Below are 19245 nucleotides of genomic sequence, written 5' to 3'. Positions count from 1 at the left end.
AAAAAGCTGATATAATTTAAATATAGTAAAAAATATTATTTATATTACATATTGGGATTTTATTGTTTAATCAATGTATTTATACTATTTAATTTAAATTAAGAGTTTATTAAGGAGTGAGTGTATGAATAAGTTAATTTATATAGCAGATGACGAAGATAATATAAGAAATTTGGTAAAGACATTCTTAAAAAATGAAGGCCATGATGTTATGGATTTTAAAACAGGTGACGAACTTTTAGAGCAATTTAATAAAAAAGAGTGTGACTTAGTAATCCTAGATATAATGATGCCTGGTTTAAGTGGTTTTGATGTATGTACGAAACTTCGTGAGAAGAGTACTGTTCCAATAATAATGCTTACTGCAAGAGATACAGATATAGATTATATTACAGGGATAACTTTGGGTAGTGATGATTATTTTACAAAGCCATTTAGCCCAATGTCTTTAGTTATGAGAGTAAAGTCGATATTTAGAAGGATAGAATTTGAAAAGAAACAAATTTATGATAAGTATGGTGATTCTGTAGATATGGAATTGAAATTTGGTGATATAACAATAAATAAAAAAAATAAAATCGTTACAAATAAAAGTGACAATATAGACTTAACACCAAATGAATACAACTTATTAACTTATTTGTTTGAAAATAGAGACAGAGCAGTTTCTAGAGATGAATTATTAAATAAAATATGGGGATATGATATAGAAGTTGAGACAAGAGCTGCTGACGATACGGTAAAGAGACTACGTAAAAAAATTTTAGATACAAATATTTTGATAGAAACTGTCTGGGGTTTTGGGTTTAGATTAAAGGAGAAAAATTCAGATGGAAAATAAAAATGATAAAAAGAGAGGAAATAAGATTAAATCCATATTTAAATTAAAATTTTCAAAGAAAAATATAAGCATAAAAACTAGAATTTTATTGAGCATATTGTGTTTAATAATTGTAGTCTTTATGATAATATTAGTATCTTTTAATATATTGCTTGATACGTACATAAAAACGACTGCAAATGAAGAACTAACAAAATCTACAGAAATAGTAGAACATATGGATAGCAATTTTAGACCTATTAAGCCTCCTCAAGATGATGGAAAGCTTCCTCCAAAAGCATTATCTAATTTTATGAGAAATGTACAAGATAAAGTTAGGATGGCAGAAACACAATCAGATGCTGATGCTATGGTGGTTGATTCAAAGTATAACTTGATATTTCCAACAAGAGAGGATGATTTCTTAAAGAATATTGATGAGATGGAATCGATTAAAAAGTGTATCCAAAATGAAAAATTCGACTTAAACTCAGATGAAAACACACGTATATCCACTGGAAGTAAAGATTATTATATTTCTACTGTAAAAATTACTAGTATATATGGAGAACAAGATAAATATTTGATTCTTTTTATAGATATATCAAAGACTTTAAATCTAGTTCAAAAGATAAATATTGTATTGATATTTGTAATGTGCTTTGCGGGGATATTAGCAATATTTACAGCAGTAGTTTTATCTGAAAAAATTGCTAAGCCGATAAAAGAGTTATGTGGTTTTGCAAAAAAAATGGGTCAAGGAGATTTTAAAAGAACTTACTTTGACTTTTCAGATAAGGAATTAGTAGAACTTTCAAATATTATGAATAAGAGTGCTGAATATCTTGATAAGTATGATAATGAACAAAAAATATTTTTTCAAAATGCTTCTCATGAACTTAGGACTCCACTTATGTCCATTAAAGGTTATGCAGAAGCCATAAAGTATAATGTAATAGATAGCAAACATGCAAGTGATATAATACTTGAAGAAAGTGATAGGTTGAGTGATATGGTTGAAGATTTGTTATATATTTCTAAAATTGATAACATAACTAAAGATTATGACCTTGTAGAATGTGATTTAAGGGAAGTACTTTCAAACTGTGGTTCTAGACAAAATGTAAGAGCGGCAAATAAAGGTATAAAATTTATTTATGAGTTTGATGAAGAAATGGTTCTATTTGAATGTGATGAAAAAAATGTATCCAAAGCATTTATGAATCTTATAGAAAATGCTTTAAGGTATGCTAAGAGTGAAATTAAAATAGTATGTAAATATAATCAAAAAAATATAGTTGTTGTAGTTGAAGATGATGGGATTGGGATTAATAAAGACGATTTACCTCATATTTTTGAACGATTTTATAAGGGAGTTGGGGGAAATCATGGAATTGGATTATCAATAGTTAAATCTATTGTAAATAAACATGGTGGACGTATATATGCGGAAAATGGTAAAAAAGGAGCTAAGTTTACTATAGTATTTAAGTTATAAAGATAATATTGATATATATTAAAGAAATATGTCAATATTTGAAGTTGTTTTTTACATATATCTATTGTATACTGTTGAAAAAAGAACAATATTAAGCTGACATATATTATAATGGTTGACAATTAAAGTAGGTGCTTAAATATATATGCAGAAAGGAAAAGTAAAATCTGAAGTGTATTTAGCTTAAGTAAGCTTCTTATTTTATAAAAAATATGTATGAAAGAACAACTGCTTTTTGATATTACAAATTTAGTAACAGTTATCTTTGAAGCTTTTGTTGTCCATATGTTTTTATCAGATTTTTTAGGTCAGAAAGAAGGATATACAAGAGCTGTAAGATATGCTAGATTGGGTTTTATAATATGTTTAGGAGTCTGTAATTTAATAACTTTAAATCCTGTAATCACAACACCTTTAATTTTCATCCTTATTTTTTCATCATCATTTTTATATGAAGGAAATACAAAGACACGATTGTTTGCGACTGTTTTATTAAATGTATTCTTTATATTATCAGAAATTGTGGTAACAAGTATTTTTGTTTTATTTATAAAAGAAGGCTTCGAAATAATGTTTGAAAACAATACTATAAGAGTACCAGCCACAATTTTATCTAAGATAGTTTTTTTATTTATATGCAAGATAGTTTGTTTATTTAAAAAAGATGTACATTCAGATATGCCAATAAAGTATTGGGTTATTTTACTTGCAATACCTTTGTTCAGCTTATTTCTGACTATTTCTATCTTTGATGTAAATAATTTTTTTAGTTCTGAAAGTTTAAAATTTCTAAACTTAATATCAAGTGTTGGTATTTTATATATTAATTTTATCGTGTTTTATCTATTTAAATCTATTATAGATAAAACTAAATTATCTATGAAGTATGAAATACTTGAGCAAGAAATAATTCATAAGGAAGAATTAAGGCTCAGTAATGAACGTTATAAAATTATTGTTGAACAGACTGACTCTGTTGTCTTTGAATGGAATGCTAAAGAAAATAAATCATTTGTATCTCAAGCATGGAATGAAAAATTTGGATATAGTAGTAAATGTGACAATCTTTTAAAAGAGATTATGGATAAAGAATTAGTTCATCAGGAAGATTATAGTGGATTTGAAGAGTTTCTTAAGTGTATTAAAGAAAATAACAAACATAATCAGGTAATCTATCGTTTAAAAAAATCTAATGGCGAATACCTTTGGTGTAGAACATCAGTAACAAAGATTTTTAATGATGAAAATGAACTTTTGAAGGTTGTAGGCGTAATTGTAGATGTAGATAGTGATATAAAAAAATACGAAGAGTTGAAAACTAGAGCAGAAAGTGACTCATTGACAAATATATACAATAAAGGTACCTTTGAAAAATTAGTAGAAGAAGTTATATCTACAAATAAAAGCAATAAAAAAGATGCATTATTCATTATTGATTTGGACGATTTTAAGGAAATAAATGATAATTTTGGGCATCCATTTGGTGATTTTGTATTAAAAACTTTTGCTGAGAAGATACAAGATAGTTTTGGGAATGAAGATTTAGTTGGAAGAATTGGTGGAGATGAATTTGTAGTATATATGCAAGATTATCATTCAGAAGTAAATTTGCATAAAAAAGCTAAAGAATTAAATAGAGTACTTTATGAGAACTACAATGATTTAAGTTTTAGCTTTGAGGCTTCTGTTAGTATAGGTATTGCAAGACATCCTCAAAATGGAAATTCATTTTTAGAATTGTTTAAAAATGCAGATAGAGCTCTTTATAATGTAAAGGCCTCTGGAAAAAATTCTTACTGTTTATTTGAAGAAGAATTATATATACAGTGAATTTAGAAGATATAGTTTGAGTATATAGTTAAATTATTAAAAAAATTGACTCATGTAGTGAATTTGTAAGTATTTGTTAAAGGCTATGACCATAAAAAGCATAGCCTTATTTTCATGTCTAATTAAGCACTATGTATTTTAAAAGAATTCTATTTATTAAAACCAAATTGTCAATAAGTTTTATAGTTTAAAAATATGTAGGATTCATAAATGGTATTGTAAGTTCTGTGACTTCTCCACTTGGAAAATCTGTCTCTCCCACAATGAAGGGTTCAAGTTTGTGGCTTTTCTGAAACAAGTTTTGAAAGAATTCTACTGGATAATTTTCCTGATTTAAAAATTTTAGATTCTTTTCAAATGCTATTTGTGCAGGATGTTTAACTAGTTCTCTAATTTCTTTCCTTGTGTTTGTGTCAATAAAATATTTTCCACTTTTATCAGAGCGAAATTCTAGGTCTGTTCCTATAGGCATATAAAAAATATTTAAAGTAGTTGGTTCAATATTAACAAGAGTATTAAAATCTACAATTGTCATGTTTTTAGGATTATCAATATACTCTTGTGTATCTGTATCTCCAAAAGCAATTAGCATTTTCTTAACTCAAAATAATGTAATACATATTACCAAACCTATAGCGCTGATAGCCAAAAAAATCAATCCAACTCCAACTGATTTTTTTCTAGATTCAATTTCTTTACAATCTTCTTTAGACATATCTATAATAGGGTATTTTCGTCTACCTATTAAGTATATTATTAAACCACTCGAATTATTACCATTCATAGCAAATAATCCCCACAATTTAGGATGTTTTAATCCACGAGCTTTTGCATCAATCACAGTCATATGATAAATTTGATATACAACACCAACTGAACCCACAAGAGCTACAGCAAAACATATCAAAATAAGCATAGTTTTATTCACTTCCATAATGAGTACACCTCCTAAAATTTTCTTATAATTTGGTAGAACAATGCTGATGAACTTATTATTGCTGTACAAAATACACTAACCATAAAGTAGTAGTTGTCTGGTATAAAGCTATTAAATAGCACAAATAAAATAAGTAATATAATATTGATAATAATTGCAGTTATTAACTTTTTATTACTATTAACTAGATTTGTACTTTCTTTTAAATGTTCAATCATTTTATTATCTCCTTTCAATAATTCATCTAAGCTAATTGAATACAAATCACTTAGTTTGATGACGCTTATAATATCTGGATAAGATTTCTCATTTTCCCAATTTGAAATTGTTTGTCGTGATACATTAATTTTTTCTGCAACTTTTTCCTGTGTCAATCCAGAATTTATACGAGCATTTTTCAGTTTCTTTCCAATTTCCATGTAGCTATCGCTCCTTTTATAATTATTTTGTCATATTGAGAGGATAAAATCTATCAAATATCTTTTACAATAGTGATTTAAGTGTGTCAAAATATTTTTACATGCCTGTATATGTGTTGAAACAGGTCTTATTTCTTGAGTTAATTTCAATCATTTTTATAGAAATATAAATCTGAAGTATTTCATCAGCATAATCTAGTGTAATACCTGTAATTTCTTTTATTTTATTAATTCTATAAAACAGAGTATTTCTATGGATATTTAAAACTTCAGCTGCTTTGCTTGGTGAATTATTAAAGTAGATATATTGCTTTAAGGTCTCTAAAAAATTAGAACCATTTTTTTTATCTTCTTCAATTAGTTTGGTTACAGCAGGATGATTGAGGTCATATAAATCATAGTTGGTACTAAGTAGCTCGTAGAGGATATATGGTATGCTTTTCCCAAATGGAGAAAAGTTTATGTCATATTTTTGAGCAATTTCACTAGCTTTTTTGGCTTGAATATAATACTTCCAACTATCAGATAGCTTTGAAAATCTTGGGCTTATTCCAGCATAAAGTGAATTTAGTTTTAAGTAATTAATAAAGTCTTTATTTTCATGCTCAATTAAATTATGAATTAAAGAATCATTAATAAAAACAACTAAAGTAGACTTGTATACTACACAATTATTAGATGGTATAAATGCACTTAAAGACTGCATAATAAAAGGAACTTTACTGTCAAAGTAATTATTATCTTTGTTTACTATTACCATTATGTTTAATGAATTTGACTTAGTCCAATTTAGATAATGAAATCTTCTGCTTATAGTATCATCATCTAGATACTTTTTTTCCAACAAATCAGAAAGTATATAATTAGGAATAAGTTTTTTATCTATATTAAACAGATTATTTTTTTGCAGTTCTAGAGATAAAGCTTTATTAAGCGATTCTAATAATTTGAAGTGAAATTTATTAAATGGAATTTTCCATTCACAGATAGCTATATGAGCTATTTCAATTTCTTCTACACACACGGATGAGATTAATGTACCAATCCAGTTGTCTGGTTTATTTTCTTCTTTAATAGATTTATTATAATGTATTTTTTTATGTATATTTTGATATTTTATGTAATTTATAGTTTCTTCGTCTAAATATTTATCTCCATTAGAATCTTCAGTAAGTTGCAATATATCACTAACATCATAAGAATGAGCTAAAATTTTGAAGGTAGAGTCACGAATTATCATGGGATAGCCAAATTCTTCATGTGCTATATCAATTAAATATTGTATGCCTTTATTCTCAGAAACCACATCAAAAAACCTTTGAGAACATAAACTAAGACGTATTTCTTGATTCATAATATTTAACAATTCACTAAAAAGGTCATATTTCTCTTTTTTTGATTTTATGATACAAATATCTGAGTTTAAATTATATCTTTCTAAATCAATGTTAACTTCATTTTGTATAAATATACCTAAAAAATTTATATTGTTCAAATCCACAGTAATATCTGATATATTTCCTAAATATAAACATCCAGTAGTAAATTCAGTTTGATTATTCTTATAAATATTCAAGCTAGTAATGTCTATATATTCATCTGGAAATGGCTTTAATACTGAGATATATTGAGATATATCTTTCATTAAATCTGTTAATTTCATGCTAAACCTTCTCTAATTATACTTGATTGTACTATAGCACAATCAATATAGTATATTTTACATTAAAGTTTAGATTATAACACATAGTTTAGGTAAATTAATTTATATATAATTAGTTATATAAATTAAGAAAATATCAAAGTAAGAAATTTTTAATTAAATAAGAATTAAATTTTTAATAAATAAAAATAAAGGGAGGGTGAAGTATGGCAATAACTAAAATTACTAATGTTAAAATATTTGATGGAGAAAAACTTTCAGAACAAAGGAGTGTTGTAATAGAAGATGGTGTGATATCATCAAAAACAATATCTGATATTACTATAGATGGAGAAGGATGCACTTTACTTCCAGGATTTATTGATTCTCATATACATTTGGATAGTTTAAAAAACTTGGAGGACGCAACTGATTGGGGTATAACTACTATGCTTGATATGGCAACTAATAGTAAAGATGTAGTAGAATCTTTAAGAAATTTAGACGGATTAACTGATATTCGTAGTGTATATGAACCTGTTGCACCAGAATCGCACCCTCATCTTATGGGAATGGGGTTTAAAGATAGTAAAATACACACTATTGAAGATGCTGAAAATTTTGCTAAGAAACAAATTAAACAAGGAGCAGATTTTGTAAAAATCATAATAGAAGACCCTAAAACATCTAAAACGGCTTTTGATTTTGAGACAATAAAAAGAGTAGTTGAAATATCTCATGAACATGGTAAAAAAGTATTTGCTCATGCACCTACAACTATAGCTTATGAATATGCAGAAAAAGCAAATGTTGATGTAATAAATCATATTCCTTTTATAGGTAAATTATCTGATGATGTAGCCAAAAGGATAAAAGAGAAAAATCTTATATCAATTCCAACTATAGTTATGATGGAAAGTATAGTATCAAATATAAAAAAAGCTACAGGAAGAGAAGATGTTAGGTTAGAAACAGCAATAGAAAATACAGCTACATTGAAAAAAGCTAGAGTGATGATATTAGCTGGAACTGATGCAAATAATGATGAAAATTCTATTAGTATAGTGAAACATGGGGAATCTCTTCATCGTGAATTTGAATTATTAGTTAAGGCAGGTCTTAATACAATTGAAGTACTTGAGAGTGCAACAAGTTTACCAGCAAAATTATTAGGTCTTAATGACCGTGGAGTAATAAAAGAGGGAAAAAGAGCTGATTTAGTAATGGTTGAAGGTGACCCAATTAAAGATATAGCAGCAACTAGAAATATAAAAGGTGTATGGATAAAGGGTAATAAAGTAAGATAATGAATTGAGTATTGTTAAAAATAAAAGAAGTTTATGTTAAAGGAGATTGAGAACATGTTATTAAGTAGACCAGGAAAAAATTCTATAGAAGATATAGTGGATAAAAATAGTGTAAAAGAGCTTATAGAATTTGAAAGGTTTTGTAGAGATAATGCGTTATGGGATGAAATGAAAAAATGTTTTGCAAAGGAATCTACTGTTTCAATATCTTGGTATCAAGGTAGTGGAGAGGGGTTCGTAGAAGAATCAAGTAAGATGAAATCTTATGCGCCACATAAAATTTGTGATACATTAGTTTGGGTAAATAAAGATAAGGCAGTATCAATTACAATGGGAGCTATCCATATTAGAAATGAAATAGATGGAAATTTAGTTGAACTTCAGTCAGATGTCAAGTTTCTGTATAAGACTCAAAAGATAGACGATATGTGGTATATAATATCTATGGATGCTATATATGAAAAAGATATAATTTTACCTGTTTATCAGGATGGGGATGTCAAAATTTCTAAGGAAGATATAAAGGATTATAGACCTTCATATGCAAGTCTTTCTTATATGCTTAGTACAGATGGATATAAAATAAATCAAGAACTCCCCGGAATAGATAGACCAGAGAAGGTTGATAGACTTTATAAAGATGCAGAAAAATGGCTATTAGATAACTCTAGAAATTAGTTTAAATATAAATAAAGATGTAGGTGATTTTATATAAAATCACTTACATCTTTTTAAATAAACTTCTGTATGCTTTAGATAATACTATTATAAAATTTATTTAATTTGCTATACTCATTATTAATCTTTACATTCATTTTTGTATTCTTTAGTATCTCCTTTTACATTTTAACTTCTGCTGATATTTGAGTTAGATATTCATTAGAATCTCTTACACTTATATCATATAGAAGATATTCTTCATAAACAAAATCTCCCATATATAAATTATTTTGATTGAAAAATTCTAATAGTTTTTCATAAGTTTTATTAATAGTTTCATAACTTCCTTTATGATAAGCAGTTACATAAAGCCCTTTTGGTTTGATTGATGTAGGATATTTCTTATAGTCTTTATTAACTTTTGTAAATAAATATGAATATGACTCAAAATCTCTATTCATTATATCTTCGCCTTTAATGATTGAACCAATCATACCATCATCACCTAAATCATAGTTATCCATAAAGTTAATACATTCATATAAAAAGTTTTCATCATCATCTCCAAGAAAGGGTTCTTTATAAGTAAGAGGCGTTTTGACTAAATACTCTTCCTCATGTTCTTCTAAAGTAATCGTATTTGCATCTATATTACATGCTTTTTTAGTAAATGAAATAGTAGACTCCATTAAAGCCTTAATATTATTCAATTTTTCAATTTCATTGTTAATATCAAGAGTTTTCTTTTCTAAAAGTTCAATTAGTAAATTCGGAGTTCGTTTATCTATATAAGCTTTAATTTCTTTTAAAGGCATTTTAATTTCCTTAAGAGAAGAAATTATACCAAAAATACTGAGTTGATGGTATGAGTAGTATCTATATCCGTTTTCCTTCTTTAACTCTGGAGAGAAAAGACCTATATCATCATAATGAAAAAGCGTCTTTTTATTGACTCCACAAATCTTTGCAAATTCTCCAGTTGTGAAATAATTTTTCGAAATTTGACTCATAATTAAAATTCCTCCTTGACTATCCTGTTACAGTATAGTTTATCATAATATTCTATAAAGGAGTGTGATTGTATGAAAAAATTAATTCGTTTTTTAAAACCATATAGAGTTTTAATTGTTACAGTGCTGATGTTTACATTTTTACAAACTCTTGGAACTTTATATATACCAACACTTACAGCAAGTATAGTAAATAATGGTGTAGTAAAGGGGGATGTAGATTATATTGTAAAGACAGGTTTAATTATGTTGATAGCAGCAGGTATAACAGCTTTATCAGCTGTTTTAGTTTGCAAAGTATCATCAAATCTCTCATCTGGATTTTGTAGAGATATTAGAGAAGCAGTATTTATAAAATCACAAGATTTATCAATAAATGATTTTAATAAAATAGGAACAGCTTCAATGATTACTAGGAGTACTAGTGATATTACTTTAATAGGTCAATCTTTGTTTATGTTTATTCAGTTGGTATTACCAGCACCAATCATAACAGTTTGTGGTTTATTCTTAGCATATTCTATAGATAAAGTAATGACAATTATTATTGTTACAGTAATGTTTCTATTCATGTTATCTGCGTTTTTGGTTGGTAAAAAAGTTATCAGATTGTTTAAAATGATGCAAATAAAGATGGATAATATGAATAGAGTATTACGTGAAGTAGTAACTGGAGTAAGAGTTATAAGAGCTTTTGATAGAAGTCGTTTTGAAAAAAAGAGATTTGATAGAACTGCAATAGATTATTCTGAAACAGCAATTTCAATAAATAAAATATTTGCAGTACTTATGCCTGTTGTAATGTTAATAATGAACTTAGGTATAGTGAGTATAATTTGGTTTGGTGGTATGAGAGTAAGTAATGGAAATATGGAGATAGGTCATATAATGGCACTGGTTGAGTATTGTATCTTAATATTATTTTATTTAATTATGGGAGTAATGGTATTTATGTACATACCTAGAGCAGGAGCTTGTGCAGATAGAGTAAACCAAATCTTAGACATAGAACCTGAAATTGTAGATGGAAATGGATATAAAGATATTACTTCAGAAAGAGGCCATTTAGTATTTAAAAATGTAACTTTTTCATATTCACAGTCGGAGGAACCTGTTTTAAACAATATAACATTTGAAGCAAAATCTGGAGAAGTAACTGCAATTATAGGAAGCACTGGTTCTGGTAAATCTACTATTGCAAATATAATACCACGTTTTTTTGAAATTCAATCTGGAGAAATATCTATAAATGGTCAAGATATTAAGAACATGCCTCAAAAAGAGCTTAGAGACAAGATTGGATTTGTACCACAAAAAGCCTTTTTATTTAGTGGGACAATAGAAGAAAATATAAGATATGGAAAAGAAGATGCAAGTATTGAAGAAGTAAAATATGCTGCAAATGTAGCCCAAGCTGATGAATTTATTTCTGATATGGAAGATAAGTATGATTCGTTCGTAGCACAAGGAGGAAATAACTTATCTGGCGGCCAGAAACAGAGAATATCTATTGCAAGGGCATTAGTTAGAAAACCAGAAGTATATGTTTTTGATGATAGCTTTTCTGCATTAGATTTCAATACAGATAAAAGGCTTAGAAAAGCATTGAAGAATGAAATTAAAGATTCATCAGCCATAATTATAGCACAGCGTATAAGTACAATTATGGATGCTAATCAGATTATAGTTTTGAATGATGGAGAAATTGTAGGTATAGGAAAACATAAAGAGTTACTTGAAAATTGTGAAGTTTATAAGCAAATCGCAGATTCACAGCTTAGTAAAGAAGAACTTGCATAGAGTGAAGAATCAATCTGTGTATTTGGAGGTGTAATATGAGTGAAAAAATAACAGAAAAACAAGATGTAGATGTACTTAGTTTTGAGGATGGTATGTCAGCAGAAAAAGCTAAAAATGCAAAAAAGACTACTAAAAGATTATTGAAATATATGAAGAAACAAAAATTTAAGTTATTAATGATTTTTATTTCAGTATTAGTAAGTTCAACTCTTACAGTTTTAGCACCAATGGTTATGGGAAAAGCTATTGACCAATTATTTAATGGGATTAAAACTGCAGTTCAAACAGGTACAAAGTTCAGTGTGAATTTTAGTACTATGGGAGGTATAATATCAATACTTCTAGGGTTATATTTGATTAGTGCAGTATTCATATATATACAACAATATATTATGTCAGGGGTTGCACAAAATTTAGTTCTTAACATGAGAAAAGATTTAAGTGATAAATTAAATAAGCTTCCTCTTAAGTACTATGATTCCCACAAAAAAGGGGAAACACTTAGTATCGTCACAAATGATTTAGAGAAGGTAGCAGATAGTTTACAAGAAGGGTTAATGCAACTTATTACGGCAGTGGTCACAGTGATTGGTTCTATTGTAATGATGATAAGCATAAGTATACCACTTACAATAGTATCAGCTGTAACATTGCTTGTTTCCTTAGGTATTACTGTTATAATTGCAAGAAAATCACAAAATAGATTTTCAGAAAATCAAAAAGCATTGGGAGAATTAAATAGCAATATAGAAGAGATGTTTACTGGTCAAATAGTAGTCAAGGCATTTAGTAAAGAAAAAGATACTATAAAAAACTTCAAAGAATTAAATCAAAATCTTTATAATGCTAGTAGAAAAGCTCAATTCTCATCATATGCTATATCTCCAATTATTAGATTTATAAATCAAATTGGGTATGTTATTATAGCAGTTGTGGGAGGTGTATTTGCATCAACTGGAGCAATGACTCTTGGTAGTATACAGGCGTTTATACAATATGTAAATCAAGCATCAGAGCCTACTACAGAGATATCTTATATTGTAAATATGCTTCAAGCTGCAATTGCATCTGCAGAGAGAGTTTTTAAAGTTATGGATGAAGTTGAAGAAATAAAGGACAAAGAAGATTCAAAAGTTATCAACATGCCTAAAGGTAAAGTGGAATTTGAACATGTTAAATTTGGATATAGTGATGATTCTATTCTTATGAAAGACATTAATATTAAATTGAATGCAGGAGATAAGATTGCAATTGTTGGACCTACAGGAGCTGGGAAGACAACTCTTGTAAATTTACTTATGAGGTTTTATGAGATACAAGGTGGAAGAATTACTATTGATGGAGTTAATATAAAAGACTTAAAACGTGGAGAACTTAGAACTATGTTTGGAATGGTTCTACAAGATACATGGCTATTTAATGGTAGTATAAAAGAAAATATTGCTTATAGTAAGTCAGATGCTACAATGGATGAGATTGTAAATGCAGCAAAATCAGCAAGAGTAGACCACTTTATAAGAACTTTACCTAAAGGTTATGATACCGTATTGACTGAGGATGCTTCTAATCTATCTCAAGGTCAGAAACAACTTTTAACAATTGCCAGGGCAATACTTTCAGACCCATCAGTGTTAATTCTTGATGAGGCAACCTCTAGCGTAGATACTAGAACAGAGGTTGAGATTCAAAAGGCAATGAATAACTTAATGAAGGGAAGAACTAGCTTCGTTATTGCACATAGATTATCCACTATTCGTGATGCGGATTTAATATTAGTAATGAAAGAAGGTACTATTATTGAACAAGGAAATCACAAAGAACTTATTGAAAATAAAGGATTTTATGAAGAACTTTATAATAGCCAATTTTCAAGTGAATATGACGAAGAAGTTGTGTAATTAAAATAATTAATATGATAAGAAATAGATAGACTTATTTTAAATAAGTCTATCTATTTTTCATTTGAAACAACTAAATCAATAAATAATTGCATAAGGGGACTAATCCACTTATTTTTATGATGGCCACATACTGCTACAATGCTTCTATCATCTAACTCTGTATCTATTGCACATAGTTCTCCTGTCTTCAAATCATCTTCTACTGCAAACGTAGGAAGGTATGACACTCCCATATCATTTTTTACTAAATTTTTAATAGTAGGTATACTCCAGAGTTCAATCGTATGGTCTAGAGTAATATTTTTTTCATTTAAATATGATTCAAACATTTGTCTAAAAATACATGCTGGCTCATCTATTATGAAAGGTATATCTAATTCTTGGTTTGGAGTAATAAAATCAGGGAATTGTTTTTTTACTTTTGGAGATGCAACTAGTGTCAAAGGTGATTCTCCAACAGTATAGGTAGAAATAGAATTTCCCAAGCCTCCAATATCTTTATAAAATATTCCTAAATCAATGCTTCCTGCAAGCAAAGAATTTCTAATATCATAGCAATTCATTGAGCGAAGAAATAGCCTTGCATTTGGTGCCATTTCATGAAAACGTTTTAAAATAGGAGGTATTTTATAACAAATAAGAGTTTCTCCCATTGCGATATGTAAATCACCACGTAACTCAGACAAGTCAGTACCAAAATTCTTCATTTTATCAACAGAACATAGAACGTCATCCACATAAGGTATTAGATTTTTGCCAGCTTTAGTTAGAACCATTTTTCTTCCTATCTTTTCAAATAAGTGTGTAGATAGCTCTTGTTCTAACTGTTGCACTTGGAATGTTATTGTTGATTGTGTGTAATTGAGTTTATTTGCTGCTTTAGAAAAACTACCTTCTTCTATTATGGTTTTAAAAGTTTGTAGGTATTTAAAATACATGCTCATCCTCATTTCATTCAATATAATTGAAGTATAGATTTAAATATTTCGATTTTTTTTATTGTTTGATTTATAGTATTATAATATAAAAGGAGAGTGATTACAAGTGTTGAGTGAAGTTTTATTGTCTTTTTTACCATACGCATTTGTTACAGGTTTTACACCAGGACCTAATAATATTCTTGCATTAAACACAATTAGTAATAATGGATGGAAAAAAGGAAAGTCAGTGGTTATAGGAATTAGTATGGGATTTATATGTATTATGTTTATATGTGCTCTTGGATGCCTTGAATTATCAAAGTTTATACCAATGATTACTGGTATTATGAAGTACATAGGAGCACTTTATATTATTTGGTTAGCAATACAAGTAGCTAAGAGCAAACCAAACAATGATAGTGATGTGAAGAAAGAATCCTTTTGGACTGGATTTATTTTGCAGTTTGTCAATGTAAAAATTATAATATTTGCTATTACTGTATATACAGGGTATGTAATACCTGTGTCACAGTCAGTTGAATATTTATTATCAGCAGCAGTTTGTAATAGTATTGTAGGCATATCTGGGACTTTGACATGGGCTCTAGCAGGAGGTATTTTACAAAAATATATAAACAAGCATTATAAAGTAATTAATATTATTATGGCACTAGTACTTGTTTGGAGTGCAGTAAAACTAATTTTAACATAATTAAGCATATAAATTTAATTATTTAGTATTATAAATTTAGAAGATGGAATTATGGATTATATCATTTTGAATAAGAAACTTGATTTTTTATTTGAAATATTTAATTTATCTATAAATAACATCTTCTTTTTTTTACCTCTAAAACAACTATTCATTGACTATACAGAATCTAATACCATATAAAATTTAATAAATTTATAGAAATCTCATCAGCTTAATCTTGTTTGCCACATATATGCCATAAAGATGCACTTATTTTACGGAGATTTAACAAAGTCAAGTGAAGTATACTCTAAATATAAAATAAATCAAACATAGTTAAATGAATTGAGAGGTGATAATAATGGATAAGAAGTTAAACTATAGATTTGAGATGAAACATAAAATAACTGAAGCTGATGTCCTAGCTTTAAAATCAAGGCTTTATCCAATAATGAAAAAAGATAGAAATGCATCAAAAGATGGAAAGTATCTTATCAGAAGTTTATATTTTGACACTCCTGAAGATAAAGCACTTTTAGATAAGTTAAATGGAGTTGCAATGAGAGAAAAGTTTAGAATAAGATTTTATAATAATGACCTTTCTTATATAAAATTGGAGAAGAAAATAAAACATTATAATATGACATCAAAACTGTCAGCTAGTTTAACTAAAAAAGAAGTAGAGAAGATATTAAAAAATGACATTGAGTTTTTAAAAGAATCGACAAACTGCTTATTAAGAGAATTTTATTTAAAAATAAAATGTGAAAGATTGGAGGCAAAAAGTATAGTTGATTATGATAGAGAAGCTTTTGTCTATCCACTTGGAAATGTAAGAGTTACAATCGATAGCAATATTAAGACTTCTGTAAATTCAGTCAATTTATTCAATAAAGAATTGCCAACAGTATCAGTTATTGATGAAAATATGACTGTATTAGAAGTTAAATATGATGAGTTTATACCAGATTTTATAAAAGATTTGGTTCAGATTAATAAAACTACTTCTACAGCAGTTTCAAAGTATGCATCAAGTAGATTGTATATATAGGATTTAAATTCAAATTTTAGGTAAAGAGCGTCCAAATAAAATAAAAAAATTAAAAAATAGGAAGGATGATTTTAGTTATGACGTTTAACGATATTTTTAAATCAAGTTTTATAGAAAATGTATCAGGTTTTTCATTTGTAGATAGTGCTTTAGCTCTAGGTTCAGCATTTTTAGTAGGTTTGTTTATATATATGATTTACAAAAAAACCTATATGGGTATTATGTATTCTCGACCATTTAATGTGTCACTTGTAGCACTTACAATGCTTACAACTTTCGTAATATTGGCAGTTACATCAAATGTAGTTTTATCTCTAGGTATGGTTGGTGCTTTATCTATAGTAAGATTTAGAACAGCAATTAAAGACCCAATGGATTTGGTATTTCTATTTTGGTCATTAGGCTCAGGCATAGTTTTAGGTGCAGGTTTGATTCCATTAGCTGTTATGGGTTCAATAATCATGGGATTGATTCTAATATTCTTTTCAAACAAAACAATATCTGAAACACCATATATATTGATGGTAAATTGTAATAATGAGAATTCAGAAGATATTGCAACTGACAAAATTAAAAAAGTATTTTCTAAATATCAAATAAAATCAAAAAGTGTTACACCAGAAAAAGGTATAGAATTGGTATTTGAAGTAAGAATGAAAGACGGAGAAACAAGTCTTATAAATGACTTAAGCCAAGTCGATGGAGTTACTAATGCAGTTCTTGTAAGTTATAATGGTGACTATGTAGCATAGAGAGGAGTAATCTTTTATGAAAGATAAAAAATTTACCCTTCTTATCTCAATTATGGTTATATTTTTATGTGCAGTAGTTGGAGTTTACAGTACATATGATAATAAAAATGTTGATTTATATAGCAATGTATATATTGAAAAATATTTTGACAGAGACAAGGTTATGGAAGTTAATATAGAAATAGATGAAAGTGACTTGGAAGATATGAATGAAAATGCTATAAAAGAAGAATTTAAAGTTGCAAAAGTAACTGTAAATGGAGACACATATGGAAACGTTGGTATAAGAACTAAAGGAAATTCAAGTCTTACATCTGTAGCAAATAGTGATAGTGATAGATATAGCTATAAGATTAATTTCGATAAATATAATACTAGTCAAAGTATGGAAGGTCTTACTCAATTAAACCTTAATAACTGTTATTCTGACCCATCTTATATGAGAGAATTTTTAACTTATAGTGTCTGTGAGGAGATGGGATTAGCTACTCCAGAATTTGCATATGCTAAAGTTTCTATAAATGGTGAATATCATGGATTATATTTGGCAGTAGAAGGGTTAAAGGAATCTTATCTTGAAAATAATTTTGGAGATGTAACTGGAGACCTATACAAATCAGATGAAGGAGCCTCATTACAATATGAGGGTGATGACCCAGATAGTTATTCAAATCTAATCGTTGAAAGTGACAAGAAAACTGCTGATTGGTCTAAAGTTACAAAACTACTAAAATCTTTAGATACAGGTGAGGATATTGAAAAATATCTTGATGTAGATTCTGTCCTCAAAAATATAGCAATAAGTACAGCTTTATTAAATCTTGATAGTTATCAAGGTAGTTTCGCTCATAATTACTATTTATATGAACAAGATGGAGTGTTTTCTATGTTGCCATGGGACTTTAATATGTCATTTGGTGGATTTAGTGGTTTTGGTGGAGGTAGTCAATCTATAGCTATTGATGAACCTACAACAGGTAATTTGGAAGATAGACCTTTAATATCTGCATTATTAAAAAATGATACATATAAAGCTAAGTATCATGAATATCTAGAAGAAATAGTAACCAAGTACTTGGATTCAGATTATCTGGAAAATATGACAACAAAATTACATGGCTTGATAGCATCATATGTAAAAGAAGACCCAACAGCATTTTATACTTATGAAGAATTTGAAAAAAATATAACATCTTCAATTGAAGACTCTAGTGATAATAAGGGATTTGGTGATAAAGAATCTAATAATAAAGAATTTAATAATGAAAATAATAGTTTTGAAAACAAAAGTAATGAAAAAGAAGTTAATGCTGAATTAACATTAAGCAAAGTCAAAACTAATACAGATAATGATACTCAAAATAACACTACAGATAATAGTGAAAATGAGAATAATACAAATACCAATAAAAGTGGTGATGATACTAATGAAAAGTCAGGAGGGCCTATGGGTAAAGGTGGAAAGTCAATACCAGGAGTTTTAGAAGTTGCAGAAAATATGAGTAAAACTATAAAAGCTCAATTAAGTGGAGAATCTTCTTCAACTAAGGAAACTTCTGATGATAATAGTTCAAGTGAAAGTAAAGACACAGAAAATTCTGATGATAATATGAGTGGCATGCCAGAGCCACCTGAAGGCATGGATGGTAAAACACCACCAGGAATGGGAAATATGGATAAGGGTGATATGAATGGTAAAAATGGAGATATGAATATAGATAGAAGTCAAGGTAATCCAAAGGAAGCTGGGGGTTTTGGTAATAAAGGAGGCGACTCTATGAATAAAACAACAACATACTCTAAATTAATTTTAGGTGGAGTTTCAATGATAATCATGTCAGTTATGTTAGTAGGTGTATCAAAGATAAACCGAAGAAAATTTATAAAGTCAAAATAGATTCAGATACAAATAATATTGATACTGTTAAGTAAATATCTACTTAACAGTATTTTTTTTATTTTAATATCTTTGTTTTTAATAAAAAGTATTTTCTTATTAGTGTT

At 27.9% G+C, this 19245-nt stretch carries 17 protein-coding genes; 11 read left to right on the top strand and 6 right to left on the bottom strand.

Features of this window, described 5'->3' with window-relative positions; translation table 11 throughout:
- Window positions 1-124 precede the first annotated feature (124 nt).
- The 3 genes from IC174_RS11275 (at window position 125) to IC174_RS11265 (ending at window position 4148) form a co-directional block, all read left to right on the top strand.
- Window positions 125-841: a response regulator transcription factor gene (locus tag IC174_RS11275; RefSeq protein WP_054269556.1), complete on the top strand. Its 717-nt coding sequence runs from the start codon at window positions 125-127 to the stop codon at window positions 839-841.
- Entirely contained in the window at window positions 831-2318 is a 1488-nt protein-coding gene (locus IC174_RS11270; RefSeq protein WP_227482932.1) for a sensor histidine kinase, read from the top strand. The genes IC174_RS11275 and IC174_RS11270 overlap by 11 nt, the downstream gene beginning before the upstream one ends.
- A gap of 216 nt (window positions 2319-2534) precedes the next feature.
- On the top strand, window positions 2535-4148 hold the full coding sequence (locus IC174_RS11265) for a sensor domain-containing diguanylate cyclase (RefSeq protein WP_227482931.1): 1614 nt from the start codon (window positions 2535-2537) through the stop codon (window positions 4146-4148).
- Window positions 4149-4335: 187 nt separating this feature from the next.
- On the opposite strand, the gene IC174_RS11260 is transcribed toward IC174_RS11265, so the two are convergent.
- From IC174_RS11260 to IC174_RS11245, 4 genes are all read right to left on the bottom strand, one after another.
- A complete protein-coding gene (locus IC174_RS11260; protein WP_227482930.1) occupies window positions 4336-4740 on the bottom strand; it encodes a DUF2185 domain-containing protein in 405 nt (134 codons plus the stop codon).
- A gap of 9 nt (window positions 4741-4749) precedes the next feature.
- Entirely contained in the window at window positions 4750-5082 is a 333-nt protein-coding gene (locus tag IC174_RS11255) for a hypothetical protein (RefSeq protein ID WP_227436650.1), read from the bottom strand.
- Window positions 5083-5096: 14 nt separating this feature from the next.
- On the bottom strand, window positions 5097-5504 hold the full coding sequence (locus tag IC174_RS11250; protein WP_227436649.1) for a helix-turn-helix domain-containing protein: 408 nt from the start codon (window positions 5502-5504) through the stop codon (window positions 5097-5099).
- Between the two features lie 97 nt (window positions 5505-5601).
- Window positions 5602-7167, bottom strand: coding sequence for a helix-turn-helix domain-containing protein (locus IC174_RS11245; RefSeq protein WP_227482929.1), 1566 nt, complete (start codon window positions 7165-7167; stop codon window positions 5602-5604).
- Window positions 7168-7373: 206 nt separating this feature from the next.
- Here IC174_RS11245 and IC174_RS11240 point away from each other — a divergent pair, with 206 nt between their 5' ends.
- Window positions 7374-8453: an amidohydrolase family protein gene (locus IC174_RS11240; RefSeq protein WP_227482928.1), complete on the top strand. Its 1080-nt coding sequence runs from the start codon at window positions 7374-7376 to the stop codon at window positions 8451-8453.
- Between the two features lie 54 nt (window positions 8454-8507).
- The gene (locus IC174_RS11235) at window positions 8508-9131 is read left to right on the top strand and encodes a hypothetical protein (RefSeq protein ID WP_227482927.1); all 624 of its coding nucleotides are present in this window, start codon (window positions 8508-8510) and stop codon (window positions 9129-9131) included.
- A 161-nt stretch (window positions 9132-9292) separates the two neighbouring features.
- On the opposite strand, the gene IC174_RS11230 is transcribed toward IC174_RS11235, so the two are convergent.
- Window positions 9293-10123 (bottom strand): MerR family transcriptional regulator, encoded by an 831-nt coding sequence (locus IC174_RS11230; protein ID WP_227482926.1) that lies wholly within the window; start codon window positions 10121-10123, stop codon window positions 9293-9295.
- 72 nt (window positions 10124-10195) lie between these two features.
- Here IC174_RS11230 and IC174_RS11225 point away from each other — a divergent pair, with 72 nt between their 5' ends.
- Both IC174_RS11225 and IC174_RS11220 read left to right on the top strand, forming a co-directional pair.
- Window positions 10196-11923: an ABC transporter ATP-binding protein gene (locus IC174_RS11225; RefSeq protein WP_227482925.1), complete on the top strand. Its 1728-nt coding sequence runs from the start codon at window positions 10196-10198 to the stop codon at window positions 11921-11923.
- Window positions 11924-11958: 35 nt separating this feature from the next.
- Window positions 11959-13821: an ABC transporter ATP-binding protein gene (locus IC174_RS11220; protein ID WP_227482924.1), complete on the top strand. Its 1863-nt coding sequence runs from the start codon at window positions 11959-11961 to the stop codon at window positions 13819-13821.
- A gap of 53 nt (window positions 13822-13874) precedes the next feature.
- On the opposite strand, the gene IC174_RS11215 is transcribed toward IC174_RS11220, so the two are convergent.
- Entirely contained in the window at window positions 13875-14762 is an 888-nt protein-coding gene (locus IC174_RS11215) for a LysR family transcriptional regulator (RefSeq protein ID WP_227436635.1), read from the bottom strand.
- 106 nt (window positions 14763-14868) lie between these two features.
- Between IC174_RS11215 and IC174_RS11210 the strand changes: the two genes are divergently transcribed.
- The 4 genes from IC174_RS11210 (at window position 14869) to IC174_RS11195 (ending at window position 19138) form a co-directional block, all read left to right on the top strand.
- Window positions 14869-15456: a LysE family transporter gene (locus tag IC174_RS11210; RefSeq protein ID WP_227436633.1), complete on the top strand. Its 588-nt coding sequence runs from the start codon at window positions 14869-14871 to the stop codon at window positions 15454-15456.
- A 343-nt stretch (window positions 15457-15799) separates the two neighbouring features.
- Entirely contained in the window at window positions 15800-16489 is a 690-nt protein-coding gene (locus IC174_RS11205) for a polyphosphate polymerase domain-containing protein (RefSeq protein ID WP_227436630.1), read from the top strand.
- Between the two features lie 77 nt (window positions 16490-16566).
- The gene (locus IC174_RS11200) at window positions 16567-17241 is read left to right on the top strand and encodes a DUF4956 domain-containing protein (protein WP_407812130.1); all 675 of its coding nucleotides are present in this window, start codon (window positions 16567-16569) and stop codon (window positions 17239-17241) included.
- 16 nt (window positions 17242-17257) lie between these two features.
- On the top strand, window positions 17258-19138 hold the full coding sequence (locus IC174_RS11195; protein ID WP_227482923.1) for a CotH kinase family protein: 1881 nt from the start codon (window positions 17258-17260) through the stop codon (window positions 19136-19138).
- The last annotated feature ends 107 nt before the right edge of the window (window positions 19139-19245 follow it).

The organism is Clostridioides sp. ES-S-0001-03 (genome assembly GCF_020676075.1).
In the GTDB taxonomy this organism is placed as follows: domain Bacteria; phylum Bacillota; class Clostridia; order Peptostreptococcales; family Peptostreptococcaceae; genus Clostridioides.
Note: the sequence above shows the minus strand (reverse complement) of the source record. Positions and strands in the feature narration are given on the sequence as shown.